The sequence below is a fragment of the Lutibacter aestuarii genome (assembly GCF_042676885.1).
In the GTDB taxonomy this organism is placed as follows: domain Bacteria; phylum Bacteroidota; class Bacteroidia; order Flavobacteriales; family Flavobacteriaceae; genus Lutibacter; species Lutibacter aestuarii.
Window position 1 is genome coordinate 109,876 of record NZ_JBHTIC010000005.1, and the last position, 13,764, is coordinate 123,639.

Annotated in this window: 14 protein-coding genes; 10 read left to right on the forward strand and 4 right to left on the reverse strand. The window is 29.9% G+C overall.

Translation table 11 applies throughout. The features are described from left to right. Both ACFQZW_RS03040 and ACFQZW_RS03045 read left to right on the forward strand, forming a co-directional pair. The gene (locus ACFQZW_RS03040; RefSeq protein ID WP_298264443.1) at window positions 1-387 is read left to right on the forward strand and encodes an NUDIX hydrolase; all 387 of its coding nucleotides are present in this window, start codon (window positions 1-3) and stop codon (window positions 385-387) included. A gap of 318 nt (window positions 388-705) precedes the next feature. Further along, window positions 706-1,404 (forward strand): RluA family pseudouridine synthase, encoded by a 699-nt coding sequence (locus tag ACFQZW_RS03045; protein WP_298264442.1) that lies wholly within the window; start codon window positions 706-708, stop codon window positions 1,402-1,404. Between the two features lie 8 nt (window positions 1,405-1,412). Here ACFQZW_RS03045 and ACFQZW_RS03050 read toward each other — a convergent pair whose 3' ends face one another. Both ACFQZW_RS03050 and ACFQZW_RS03055 read right to left on the reverse strand, forming a co-directional pair. Next, window positions 1,413-3,101, reverse strand: a complete 1,689-nt coding sequence (locus ACFQZW_RS03050; protein ID WP_386781449.1) for a PNGase F N-terminal domain-containing protein — start codon at window positions 3,099-3,101, stop codon at window positions 1,413-1,415. Window positions 3,102-3,115: 14 nt separating this feature from the next. Beyond that, window positions 3,116-3,907, reverse strand: a complete 792-nt coding sequence (locus tag ACFQZW_RS03055; RefSeq protein WP_298264439.1) for a S1/P1 nuclease — start codon at window positions 3,905-3,907, stop codon at window positions 3,116-3,118. Window positions 3,908-4,018: 111 nt separating this feature from the next. On the opposite strand from ACFQZW_RS03055, the gene ACFQZW_RS03060 reads away from it, so the two are divergent. From ACFQZW_RS03060 to ACFQZW_RS03090, 7 genes are all read left to right on the forward strand, one after another. Continuing rightward, window positions 4,019-4,879 carry an SPFH domain-containing protein gene (locus ACFQZW_RS03060; protein WP_298264438.1) on the forward strand — a complete coding sequence of 287 codons (861 nt, stop codon included), beginning with the start codon at window positions 4,019-4,021 and terminating at the stop codon, window positions 4,877-4,879. An 80-nt stretch (window positions 4,880-4,959) separates the two neighbouring features. Further along, the gene (locus ACFQZW_RS03065; protein ID WP_298264437.1) at window positions 4,960-5,130 is read left to right on the forward strand and encodes a DUF4177 domain-containing protein; all 171 of its coding nucleotides are present in this window, start codon (window positions 4,960-4,962) and stop codon (window positions 5,128-5,130) included. Beyond that, window positions 5,130-5,273, forward strand: coding sequence for a hypothetical protein (locus tag ACFQZW_RS03070; protein ID WP_386781450.1), 144 nt, complete (start codon window positions 5,130-5,132; stop codon window positions 5,271-5,273). The genes ACFQZW_RS03065 and ACFQZW_RS03070 overlap by 1 nt, the downstream gene beginning before the upstream one ends. Window positions 5,274-5,276: 3 nt before the next feature. Further along, window positions 5,277-5,783 (forward strand): hypothetical protein, encoded by a 507-nt coding sequence (locus ACFQZW_RS03075; RefSeq protein ID WP_372801630.1) that lies wholly within the window; start codon window positions 5,277-5,279, stop codon window positions 5,781-5,783. Further along, window positions 5,776-6,720 (forward strand): alpha/beta hydrolase, encoded by a 945-nt coding sequence (locus ACFQZW_RS03080; protein ID WP_298285618.1) that lies wholly within the window; start codon window positions 5,776-5,778, stop codon window positions 6,718-6,720. The genes ACFQZW_RS03075 and ACFQZW_RS03080 overlap by 8 nt, the downstream gene beginning before the upstream one ends. Window positions 6,721-6,731: 11 nt before the next feature. Beyond that, window positions 6,732-6,917: an Arc family DNA binding domain-containing protein gene (locus tag ACFQZW_RS03085; protein ID WP_386781451.1), complete on the forward strand. Its 186-nt coding sequence runs from the start codon at window positions 6,732-6,734 to the stop codon at window positions 6,915-6,917. Further along, window positions 6,901-7,827, forward strand: coding sequence for an aldose 1-epimerase (locus ACFQZW_RS03090; RefSeq protein ID WP_386781452.1), 927 nt, complete (start codon window positions 6,901-6,903; stop codon window positions 7,825-7,827). Before ACFQZW_RS03085 ends, ACFQZW_RS03090 begins: the two co-directional genes overlap by 17 nt. Before the next feature lie 72 nt (window positions 7,828-7,899). Here ACFQZW_RS03090 and ACFQZW_RS03095 read toward each other — a convergent pair whose 3' ends face one another. After that, window positions 7,900-10,077 carry a S46 family peptidase gene (locus tag ACFQZW_RS03095; RefSeq protein ID WP_386781453.1) on the reverse strand — a complete coding sequence of 726 codons (2,178 nt, stop codon included), beginning with the start codon at window positions 10,075-10,077 and terminating at the stop codon, window positions 7,900-7,902. A gap of 17 nt (window positions 10,078-10,094) precedes the next feature. After that, window positions 10,095-12,299 carry a S46 family peptidase gene (locus tag ACFQZW_RS03100; RefSeq protein ID WP_386781454.1) on the reverse strand — a complete coding sequence of 735 codons (2,205 nt, stop codon included), beginning with the start codon at window positions 12,297-12,299 and terminating at the stop codon, window positions 10,095-10,097. A 153-nt stretch (window positions 12,300-12,452) separates the two neighbouring features. Here ACFQZW_RS03100 and ACFQZW_RS03105 point away from each other — a divergent pair, with 153 nt between their 5' ends. Beyond that, window positions 12,453-13,763: a DUF819 family protein gene (locus tag ACFQZW_RS03105; RefSeq protein WP_298264428.1), complete on the forward strand. Its 1,311-nt coding sequence runs from the start codon at window positions 12,453-12,455 to the stop codon at window positions 13,761-13,763. The last annotated feature ends 1 nt before the right edge of the window (window position 13,764 follow it).

Here is a 13,764-nt window from a genome sequence, read left to right on the forward strand (position 1 = left end):
ATGATGATATTAGCAGCTTCAGGAATCATACTTCAAGAAAAAAAAATATTATTACTTCAACGTTCTAATTATACAGAAAACTATCCAGGTTTTTGGGGTTGTCCAGGTGGAAGAGCTGAAAAAAATGAAACTGCAGAACAAAATGTAATTAGAGAAGTGAAAGAAGAATGTAATTTAGACTTTTCGCCAACTTCAATTATAAAAACAGGCATTTGGCAAGACCGAAAATATTATCGTTTTTTAGGAAATTGGAGTGGTCAAATTAAAATTCAAGAAGAGGAAGTTTTAGACTTTAATTGGTTTAATTACGAAAAAGCTATCAAATTAAATTTATCTTTCGATTATAAGGAAATCATTGAAATCTTGTATAAAAACAACTTACTTTAAGTTATAATTCACTGTTTTTTAACATTTTATTAGCAAAACTAAAATACTTTTAACTGTAACTTTTCTGTTTTAATATCGTCTTTATTATAAAGCCGCACAAAAACTAACTTAAATTAACCAATTATTAAAACTATTTATACGCATAAAGTTCCAAAAGAAATTGAAAACATTCGATTACAAGATTATGCCCCTAAGGTTTTTAATAAATTTATTCCATCAAATAGTGGAATTAAAAAAGCTATAAAAAAAGGGCTTTTTTTAGCTGATGGTAAAATTGCACAAACTGGAACTTGGGTAAATTATGGTCAGGTAATTCAATTGGTTGAAAATCTTGAAATTAAACCTAAAGTATTTGAGTACGATTTTGAAGTTATTTATGAAGATGAACATATAGCTGCAATAAACAAACCAGCAGGAATTACTGTAAGTGGTAATAAATTTAAAACCGTGTTTAATGCTTTACCTTACAATTTAAAAAAAAGCAAAGCCCCTGATGCTCTTTATAAACCAACTCCTTTACATCGGTTAGACAATCAAACTTCAGGAATTTTACTAGTAGCTAAAACAAAAACCGCTCAAATTGAATTGGGGAAACAATTTTCCAATCATACCATTCAAAAAAAATATTGCACTATAGTTATAGGTAAAGTACACGCAAGTCAACTAATTAACACCCCTATTGAAAATAAACTAGCGGAAACAAATTTTGAAATTATAAAAGTTGAAAAGTCTTTAAAATATAATTATTTAACTTGTTTAAAAGTATTTCCTAAAACAGGAAGAACTCATCAAATAAGAATTCATTTAGCCTCTATTGGACATCCTATTTTAGGAGATAAATTATATGGAAACAGTAAAACTCTTTATAAAGGGAAAGGATTATTTTTATGCGCTTCAGAAATTTCTTTCCTACACCCAAAAACATTTAAAACAATTCATCTTAAAATAGAAACTCCAACTAAGTTTATCTCGTTTTTAAATAGAGAAAAACGTAGGTGGAATACCTATAATGTATAAATTATAACTTATTTTAATTGTTTTTCACCTATCAAAATTCCAGAAACATTCCAATGACTGAAACTTGACCCTTCATCATCTCCCTGATCAATTACCACTTCTATAGTATGCGTTCCAGGCTCTAAATTATGTAATGGAATAATATACGGAGGTGTCAATGTTGCTGGGCACCAATTTGATCTACTCAAATCACTTGACGATAATCCATTGAAAAAATTTCCAGACGCGGGGTTGCTATATCTATAGGTAGCACAATCGGTTCTCCAAGGCACCACGCTATATACTAGTTTACCATCAATAAAAATTTCATTTAACTTTTGGTTAAACTCATCTCCTCCACCCCAACCTCCGTGTCCAGTTGAAGTAAATAACAATTGAGGATTCTTTATATTTTTTGGTATCGTTACAACTGCTTTTAAAGTATCATTTTTAAACAAACGTCCATAATTTTGACCAGACATTTCCATAACATTTAAGGTGCTAAATGCTGGTTGAATCCATCTTTTAATTTCTTTATTTTCTTCCCAAGAAGGATAATAATTAAATTCTAAGCTAACCTTATGGCCTCCTTTATCATAATTACCAATAAAAACTCCCACCCAAATTTCTTCTTGATCTGTTGGAATTAAAGTGGTGATATCTTGTTTGTAAGTTACAGAATTTTTCCAAGGGTAATTATTAATAACTCTTAAATTATTAAAGTGTCCTACTCCAAAAGAAGTAAAAAATCTCATAATTTCAATAGGTGTGTCATAAGCTTCATCACTAACTATTCCTTGATACTCTTTTTTGTCATTATCAAAATATTTTGGCAATTTATCAATACCTGAGACTAAGCCATCTAATAATGTTTTTTTTATTTGTTTTACTGGAAGAATAAAAACGGTTCCTGTTCTGTCATAAGCATCTCCATTAGAAATATTTGTTAGCTTAGCATACACCTGTGCATTTTTTTTAACCTCTTTTGGAAACTTAATTTTTTTTAAAATTACTGTCCCATTTGAAAATCGCAACGTTTTACCATCATCAGCTCCATCAACTGAAGTTGTTTTAATTGAAGGGTCAAAATTTATCGTTTCATTCTCAAATATTGGAAAGGTTACATATCGAGATTTTATTTTGTATTCTTCAAATTCAGCCTGTGTAATTTCCTTAGCATCATTTATTGGAAAATTAAGTTTCTGTTGCTCCTTTAATTCTTTAATTTCATTTACTCTTAGCTCTCTATTTCCATTTATTACTATTTTTAAAACAAAAGCATTTTTACTAGGTAAATAGTTTTTATATGGAGATCCTTTTATTGGACTTTCTTCTGTATACCAAACTTCAATTTTATTTGAAAAAGCTGAAAATAGCGCTTTTTTACATTTATATCCTTCAATAGTTTCTTCTTCATTTAAAAATTTTGGTTTACCAAGTTTATCAAAAGAAGTTATTGTTTTATATAATGATTCATTATATTTCATTATATCAACATTTTGCCCATTTTCAAAATCGATATAACTACGTACCTTATCATTTGAAGCTGATAAATAAACTACATTATCCACATAAATAAACGAAACACTAGATTTTTCATTTATTTTACCATTATTGTACTGTTTATAACTAACTTTAGTTGCATGATTTTTATTCTTAATTTGTGTAAAACTTATTTGAAAGACTAAAAAAAATCCAATCAATAAAAAAATTCTCATACTTCAATCCTCTTTTATTTAAATAAATCATTTAACACTTTAGCCAATCTAATTCCTCCTTTTTGTAATTGACTTCTTGTTAATTCAAAGTGATCATACATATATCTATAGCCTAACTTTTCTCCAACTTCAGTAGAATTATAAACCTCAACAGCATATTTTTGAGTTTCATTTACCCAATCTACAATAGTTCCTTTTTGTAAAAATTTCACCTGCTCTTTTGAAATTTTTGGGGAATTTTTAGCCAATTCCGTATAAGTCATATTAAAATGATTGATCATTTTCGAATCCCAAACCGAATGTAAATTTGTACCATCATTAAACCAACGAACTTGTAAAGTATTTCCTCCTTTATCTTCTTTTCTTCCAACATGCATAGGTTGATGAAGATCGCCTATTAAATGCACTAACATTTTTAAATAAAAAACTTTATCATCTTTAGTAGTATTTTTATCTAAAATATTTTTTTTACAAGTAGTAATTCCCACCACTAAATCTCCATAAGGATTTTTTTCTGAGTCTTCATAATTAACCCCAATAGGCTTGTTTACATAATGCCAAGAAGAAAATTTTCTATAACGCTCATCGGATTTAATATCATCACCAAAAGTTGATATCAAAGCTAAACTTTGACCATTTAACAAATCGGCAATTTTTCTCTTGGTTTTACTTGTTAAATAATCTTCTGCAATTTTTCCTACTGTTCTATGACCTGTTGCTCCCCAATCAGGATAATTTGTTGCATTTAGTGTGAAAAATGTAATTGTAAATGCTAAGAAAATATAGAGTTGTCTTAATGTTTTCATTATAAATTATTTTTGGCTAAGATAAAAAATAAAGTTGGTGAAATATTTGCAAATACTAAAAATAATTTTATATCTTTATGATATCATTTTAACATCAAATAAAATTACATCATGACACAAGAAAAAATAATAAAAGTTTCAAATGGCTATTTTATGTTATTCCTTTTTTTGGCTTTCATCGCAGGAATTATCACAGGTATTATTAATGGAAATATATGGATAATATTACCCTCTATTTTTTTAACAATACTTACATTACCCGGATTCTTTTTAGTAAATCCAAATACTTCAAAAGTCATACTTCTTTTTGGTAAATATATAGGTACTGTAAAAGAAAATGGATTTTATTGGGCAAATCCATTGTACAAAAAAAGAAGCGTTTCTTTAAGAGCTAGTAATTTTGATAGCGAACGTGTAAAAGTGAACGACAAGCTAGGAAATCCAATAATGATAAGTACCATACTTGTTTGGAAAGTAAAAGACACTTTTAAAGCTGCATTTGATGTAGATAATTATGAAAACTTTGTTAGAGTTCAATCTGATGCAGCTGTAAGAAAGCTAGCAAGTTTATATCCTTATGATAATTTTGAAGATGATGGAAAAGACGAAGAAATTACTTTAAGAGCTAGTGTTAATGAAGTAAGTGAAGCTCTAGAAGAAGAACTTGCCGAACGCTTAGACATGGCTGGTATTGAGGTACTAGAAGCTCGTATTGGATATTTAGCTTATGCACAAGAAATTGCAAACGCAATGTTAAAACGTCAACAAGCAACTGCAATAATTGCGGCAAGACATAAAATTGTTGAAGGTGCAGTTGGTATGGTAGAAATGGCTATTGAAAAATTAAGTGAACATGAAATTGTGGATTTAGACGAAGAACGCAAAGCAGCAATGGTTAGTAATTTAATGGTGGTATTATGTTCTGATAAAGACACTACTCCAATTGTTAATACAGGGACTTTAAACCATTAAAACCATGATTATTTTATTAATTCAACTTTTAATTTATATTACAAGCTCCTTAGCTTTATTATTGAACTAAACAAAAACTTATGAAAGAATATAAAATAATTAAACCCAAAAGTATTTGGTCCTACAAAGATAAAACCTTTGAAGATTTATTTAACAAATATGCGTCTCAAGGCTGGCATGTTATTAGTGTAGGGTATGGACAAACTGGAAATATTGCTAAGGCAGTATTAGAACGAGATAAAAATAGGTAATGAAAAAAATTACAAAATCCTCTAAAGGAATTGCTATTGGAGTTGCCATTGGAACAGCTTTAGGAATTGCTTTAAATAATATTGCATTAGGTATTGGTGTTGGAGTTGTTTTTGCGGCAGCTTATATTACAAAGAACAAATAAGGCATGAAAGTTTTCATTGAAGAACAAAAATTTACACAACCTCTAGTTATTATAGGTTTAGCTATTGCTGTAATTGGAGCTATTGTTTCAGTTATTGTTAGGCTAGAAACTATATCACAAAGTAACCTAACAGAAAAATTAACAGCTCTAAGCGGGGTAATCATAGTGCTTTTAGTAATACTGCTTTTTCTAAATTTAAAATTAAAAACAAGAATTGATGAACAGGGAATCTTTTATCAATTTTATCCATTTCATAGATCATTTAAAGTGATTCCTTGGAATACAATTTCCAATTTATACATTAGACGTTATGATGCTATTTTTGAATTTGGAGGTTGGGGAATGAAATCAATTTTACGTAAAAATAAAGGGAAATCTTATACAACAAAAGGGAATATTGGACTTCAATTAGAGTTAAATAATGGTGATAAAATTTTAATTGGCACTCAAAAAAAAGAGGAACTTCAACGAGTTTTAAATACTTATAATAAAAAAGCAGCTTATGATTAAAAATAATGTGATACTACTATTTCTAATTTTAATTTCATCTTTAAGCTTTGCTCAAGATAAAAATTACACTGAAACTGAATTGAATATTTTAACAAATTCAGCAACCATCAATGGAACATTATTACTTCCAAATTCAAAAAATAAGAAAGCATTAATTATTTTAATTCCTGGATCTGGACCTACTGATAGAAATGGCAATAATTCAGTGATGAAAAATAATTCTTTAAAGTTTTTAGCGGAGGAATTGACTAAAGAAAATATTGCAACTTATAGATATGATAAAAGTGTACTATCTTTTACCAAAGGCGACAAAGAAAAAATTGATTCATTATCCTTTGAAACTTTTATTGAAGAAGCAAAAAGTGTTATCGACTACTTTAAAAATTCCAATACTTATGCTAAAATAATAGTTGCTGGACATAGTCAAGGCAGCCTCGTAGGAATGGTAGCTTCTAAAAATAAAGCCGATGCTTTTATTTCTTTAGAAGGAGCTGGAAGGCCTTTAGATGAAATTTTGGTTGAACAAATTGAGCTACAAGCTCCTTATTTAAAAGAAGAAACTCAAAAAATTGTAACTGAATTAAAAAAAGGAAATACTGTAGAAAAATTCAATCCTATGTTAACTTCGCTTTTCAACAAGCAAGTACAGCCTTTTTTAATTTCCTGGTTACAATACCACCCACAAAAAGAAATTGAAAAGCTAACAATTCCTACATTAATTATTAATGGTTCAAAAGATATTCAAGTTAAAAATATAGATGCTGAATTATTACACAAAGCTGCTAAAAATTCTGAGTTACATTTAATTGATAATATGAATCATCTCTTTAAAGAAATTAAAGGAGATATTAATGAAAATATGCTTTCATACTCGAATCCAGAACTCCCTGTTATGAAAAAACTGATTGATACAATTTTAATATTTATAAAAAAATAGAAAAGTAAATAATGTCAAAGAAAAAAGCATTTGCATTAAGAATAAATGAAGATATGTTAAAAGCCATTGAAAAGTGGGCTGCTGATGAGTTTAGGTCTACTAACGGACAGTTAGAGTGGATGCTAAACAAATGCCTTAAAGATGCTAAACGCTTACCAAAATCCCCTAACAAAAAAAACAATGTATCAGATAATTAATATTAAACATAAAAATCCTCTATTAAATCAACTAATAATTACCAATACCGCATTAAAATTTAAAGCTATCATTTATCCTAATTTAGGAGCTTCACTGCAAAAATTATCCAGTAATGAAATAGATTTAATTGACGGTATTTCAAACAGTGAGAAAGGGTTAAACGATTACAAATCTACATACAAATCATCTATCTTATTTCCATTTCCAAATAGAATTCATAATGGGATCTATGAATTTAAAGGGAAAAAGCACAAATTAAACATTAATGAAACTTCACTAAATAACAGCTTACATGGTTGTATTTATAACACACATTTTACGCTAAAAAATGATAACGTTAGCAATGATAAAGCTTCCGTTACTTTACACTATTCTAATAAAGGTACCACTTTAGGCTTTCCATTTTCCTATAATTTTGAAATAAACTACATTTTCACTCGTCATAAAATGAGTTTGAATTTTGCTGTGTTAAATAGCGGCAATGAAGCCTTTCCTTTTGGTATAGGTTGGCATCCTTATTTTAAAACCAATAATATTACTGAAAGCGTGCTAGATTTTAATGCTACGCATCAATATCTCTTTAATGAACAAATGATTCCAAGCTCTAAAACTCTTTTAAAACATCGAACTCCATTAAAAATAGGAGCAACTTTTTTAGATGATTGTTTTATTACTAATAAACCTGCAACAAATTTTAAAACTTTAGAGTATGATTTCGATTTAGAATTTTCTTCAAAAGAAAAAGAAAGTTACTTACAAGTATATACACCGCCACATAGAAAAAGTATAGCTATAGAACCTATGACTTGTGCCCCAAATAGCTTTAACAATAAAGATGGTCTGTTAACTTTACAACCTAATGAAAAATTTGATTGGGAAATTGAATTAAGTTATCAATCAAAATATTAGACTATAGTTTAATTTCAAACAAAAAAACTCCAAACTAAAGTTTGGAGTTTTTTATTAAAATCTAGTTTGACTTTATTTTTTTGGACGAACTAAAGTCATTTCTTCAATTAGGTTTTTAGCCCCTGCATACTTATCAACAATAAATAATACATAACGAATATCAACCATGATACTTCTTACTATATCAGCATCAAAATAAAGATCACTCATCGTTCCTTCCCAAGTAGTATCAAAAGCCAAACCTATTAAATTGCCATGAGCATCTACAATTGGGCTTCCAGAATTTCCGCCTGTCATATGATTTGTAGATAAAATATTTACAGGTATTTTACCATTTTCAGCATATGGTCCATAATCTTTTGTTTTATATAAATCTTGTAATTTTTGAGGTACATCAAACTCATAATCTCCTGGTACATATTTCTCCATCACACCATCTAAATAGGTTTTAGCAGTATAATAAACTCCATCTTTAGGCTCATAACCTTGTACCATTCCATAATTAACTCTTAACGTACTGTTAGCATCAGGAAAAAATCTTTTATTTGGAAACACTTCCATTAAAGCTTTCATATATTCTTTTTGAACTGCTTCAATTTGAAGATTTAATTGTTGAAACTTAGGCTCTAATTTGGTGTAAAAAATAGTGTGTAATTCTTTTCCAAAAGTATAAGCTTTGTCTGCATTTAGTTTTTTAATTACCTCATCTGAGCTTCCAGATAATAATTCTGTAGCCCCTTCTAACGAAGTTAATTTAGTACTTGCATAAATTTCATTTGTAATTTCTGAAAAGTTAACCCCAACCATATTTGATGGCAAGTATTCTTTTGGTGACTTTTCGGCATATAAAGCCGTTAATTTTTCAAAAACTGGTTTATCTACAACCGGACTATAATTTTTGTAGGTACCTTCTAGTCTACTTAAAATACTTTTTCTTGCATTTTCAAAACCTTGTTCACCTCCTCTTAAATAGGCCTGTTCAATTTGAAATGCTCTAAAGGTAATTCCTAAAAGTTCTACATTTCTATAAGCTATTTCTATCCAATAATCACGTGCTAAAGAAACATTTTCTATTTCTTTATAAAGCTTTTCAAAATCTGATAGTAAAGTTTGGTAACCAACCAAATCTTTTTCTGCTACTATTTTAGAAAACTCCTTTTCTAAATCAAGCTTATGCTGAATCGCCTTTGTTTGATGAATTCCTTGATTTTCACCTATCCATTTTTTCCAATAATTAGCTGTTGAAGCATATTTTGATGCATATTTAATTTTAATATCAGCATCTTTACGCATAAATGTATTTACTATTTTTAAAGCATTGTCTCTTACTTCAATTTTAGCAGGATTTAGCACATTTACAATTTGATCTACAGCTACTGCAGGTAAATACTCATTTGTTCTTCCAGGAAAACCAAACACCAAGGTAAAATCATTTTCTTCTACACCATCTAAAGAAATTGGTAAATAGTGATTTGGTTTATAAGGAACATTATCTTTAGAGTATGTAGCAGGGCGATTGTTAGCATCAGCATACACTCTAAACATTGAAAAATCTCCTGTATGACGTGGCCACATCCAGTTATCAGTATCTGCTCCAAACTTACCAATTGATGATGGAGGAGCTCCAACTAAACGAACATCTTTAAAAACTTCTGTAACAAATAGTAAATATTGATTTCCTTTATAAAAAGATCTCACATAAGAATCTTGCCACTCTTCTTTTTCTACTTCTTTATTAACTTTTAAAATATTTTGATTGATGATCTTCATTTTTGCAGCTTCTTCCATATCATCAGTTACGCCAGCAAAAACAGCTTCGGTAACATCGTCAATTCTTTTAATAAAAGTAGCCGTTAGACTTTTGTTTGGTAATTCTTCTTCATAACTCATTGCCCAAAAACCATCTTTTAGATAGTCATGTTCAACAGATGAATGTGACTGAATTACTCCATAACCACAATGGTGATTGGTAAGTAACAACCCATTAGGCGAAATAATTTCTGAGGTACAACCACCTCCAAAATGTGCAATAGCGTCTTTTAAGCTAGAATTATTTACATCGTAAATATCTTTGGCAGTCATTTTACTACCTAACAATTTCATTTCTTGTTCATTCATTCCTTCTAATAAGGAAGGAATCCACATACCACCTTGAATTTTACGCGTATCTACTTTTTGTGATACTTGTGCAATTGAATTTAACGATATAAACGCTATCGCTAATAAAACATAAAATTTAATATTTCTCATTATTTAATTGATTGAATTTATTTTTTTGGATGAACTAAAGTCATCTCATCTATTAGATTTTTTGCGCCTGCATATTTATCTACAATAAATAACACATAACGAATATCAACCATAATATTTCTACAAATATCAGGATCGTAATTCATATCACTCATAGTTCCTTCCCAAACACGGTCAAAGTTTAAACCAATTAAATTTCCATGTGCATCAATTGCAGGGCTACCTGAGTTTCCGCCAGTAGTATGATTGGTTCCAATAAAACAAACTGGCATTTTACCATTTTCACCATATGGACCATAATCTTTTGTTTTATATAATTCTTGTAACTTTTGAGGAACATCAAATTCATAATCTCCAGGCACATATTTCTCCATCACTCCTTTTAAATATGTTGTGGTATTATAATAAACCCCATCTTTTGGTTTATAACCACTTACCTGACCATAAGTTACACGCAATGTACTATTGGCATCTGGAAAAAATCTTTTATTTGGAAACACTTCCATTAAAGCTTTCATATATTTTTTTTGAACTGCTTCAATTTGAAGGTTTAATTGTTGAAACTTAGGCTCTAATTTGGTGTAAAAAATAGTGTGCAATTCTTTTCCAAACAAATATCCTTTATCTGCATTTAACTTTTTAATAACCTCTTCACCTGTTCCCTCTAATAATTCTTTGGCACCTTCTAACGAAGTTAATTTACTAGTTGCATAAATTTCTTTTGCAATTTCTGAAAAGTCAACGTTAACCATTGTTGATGGCAAATACTCTTTTGGAGATTTTTCTGCATATAATTGCGTTAATTTTTCAAAAACTGGCTTATCTACAACTGGACTATAATTTTTATAAGTACCTTCCAATCTATTTATACCTGAAGCTCTTAAATTTTCAAATGCTTGCTCTCCACCTCTTAAATAAGCTTGCTCCAATTGAAATGCTCTAAAAGTAATGCCTAACAATTCTACGTTTCTATAAGCAACTTCAATCCAATAATCGCGTGCTAAAGAAACTTTTTCTATTTCTTTATATAGATTCTCAAAATCTGAAAGTAGTGTTTGGTAGCCTACCAAATCCTTTTCTTTAACAATGTTGGTAAATTCAACTTCAAGTTCTCGCTTTTTTGCAATTGCATTCGATTTTTCAATTCCTTGATTTTCTCCAATCCATTTTTTCCAGTAATTTGCTGTTGAAGCATATTTTGATGCGTATTGAATTTTTATTGCAGGATCTTTACGCATATAAGAATCAATAATTTTTAACGCATTTTCACGTACTTCAATTTTAGCCGGATTTAGCACATTAACTATTTGATCTACTGCAACAGCAGGTAAATATTCATTTGTTCTTCCAGGAAAGCCAAATACTAAAGTAAAATCACCTTCTTCAACTCCATCCAAAGATATTGGTAAGTAATGATTTGGTTTATACGGCACGTTATCTTTAGAGTATGCAGCTGGACGATTGTTAGCATCTGCATAAATTCTAAACATTGAAAAATCACCAGTATGACGTGGCCACATCCAGTTATCGGTATCGGCTCCATATTTACCAATAGATGAAGGCGGAGCTCCAACTAAACGAACATCTTTAAAAACTTCTGTAACAAATAGTAAATATTGATTGCCTTTATAAAATGATTTGACATTTGCATCTTGCCAAGTTTCTTTTTGTGCAGCCTTAGCAACTTTCAAAATATTTTGATTGATGATTTTCATTTTAGCAGCTTCGTCCATATCTTCGGTCACTCCTTCTAAAACTTCAGTAGTAACATCATCAATTCTTTTAATAAAAGTAACTGACATACTTGGGTTAGCCAACTCCTCATCGTAACTTTTAGCCCAAAAACCATCTTTTAAATAATCGTGCTCAACAGATGAGTGTGATTGAATTGCTCCATATCCACAATGATGATTAGTTAATAATAGTCCATTTGGAGAAATAATTTCCGAAGTACATCCTCCATTAAAATGTACAATAGCATCTTTTAAACTGGAATTATTTACATCATAAATATCTTTGGCAGTCATTTTACTCCCCAAAAGTTTCATTTCTTGCTCATTCATTCCTTCTAATAAAGAAGGAATCCACATACCTCCTTGAATTTCTCTGGTATCTGGAACTGTTGTAACTTCATTAATTTGTGCTACTGCTCCATTGTTTTGAACTGTTTTACAGGAAACTACAAATAATGCTAATAATAAATAAAGTTGTATACGTTTCATTTGAATTTAATTGATTGTTTTATTAAATGAAAATCAAAAAAAAATCTCCATTTTATTTTTAAAAATTTCCAACAAATATAAGCATCCAAAAGCACATTTTTTACCTAAAAAATTCATAAAAAATGTTAAATTAGCCAAAACTTAAAATTTTACATGGATACGACACCCTTTTTTACTCAAGACACTATTGTTTTCGGAATTTTAATGCTAACCTTAGGATTCGTTTTTTATACTTCTACAAGTGAAACCAAATTCTGGAAAAAATTCTACAAATATATTCCCGCACTATTAATGGCTTATATGATGCCAGCCTTTTTTACCACCACAGGAATTATTTCTCCAGAATGGCAAACTGTAAATGAAGCTGGTGAAATTACAAAGCATAAATCTCAATTATACTATGTGGCTAGTCGATTTTTATTACCTGCAGCATTGGTTCTAATGACTTTAAGTATTGACTTAAAAGCGGTATTTAATTTAGGACCAAAAGCATTAATTATGTTTTTAACCGGAACTGCAGGCATTATTATTGGTGGGCCTATTGCCATTTTATTGGTTTCTTTGGTTTCTCCAGAAACAGTTGGAGGTGCTGGTCCCGATGCTGTTTGGAGAGGTTTGTCAACATTGGCAGGCAGTTGGATTGGCGGTGGAGCCAATCAAGCAGCGATGTTAGAAATTTATCAATTTAATACTAAAAATTATGCAAGCTTTGTAATTGTTGACATTGTGGTTGCTAATATTTGGATGGCTATTTTACTGTTAGGTATTGGAAAATCTGAAAAAATTGACAAATGGTTGAAAGCTGATACTTCAGCCATTGAAACTTTAAAAGAAAAAGTTTCTAGTTATGCTTCTAAAATAAGTAGAAATCCAACTTTAGCTGACTTTATGGTAATCTTAGGAATTGCGTTTGTAGTTGTAGGTGTCTCACATTGGGGGTCCAATACTATTTCAAACTTTTTAATTGCTAATTTTGAAGCTGTTAGTGATAAAACATCTGTATTATCTTCATTTGGTTCACAATTTTTCTGGATGATTACCATCGCTACTATTTTAGGAATATTACTTTCATTCACTAAATTAAAAGAATATGAAGGTGCAGGTGCAAGTAAAATTGGGAGCGTATTTATTTACATTTTAGTAGCCACTATAGGTATGAAAATGGATTTGACTAAAATTTTAGACAATCCTGGATTAATTGTAGTAGGTTTAATATGGATGGCTATTCATGTTTTAATATTAATTATCGTTGCTAAATTAATTAAAGCTCCTTATTTCTTCTTAGCCGTAGGAAGTAAAGCCAATATTGGTGGTGCCGCTTCAGCTCCTGTTGTTGCAGCTGCATTTCACCCTTCACTTGCAACTGTTGGTGTATTATTAGCCGTTTTTGGGTACGTAGTTGGAACCTATGGAGCCATGCTTACTGCAGAGTTAATGAGAATTGTAGCTCCAACCGTTAGTTAAA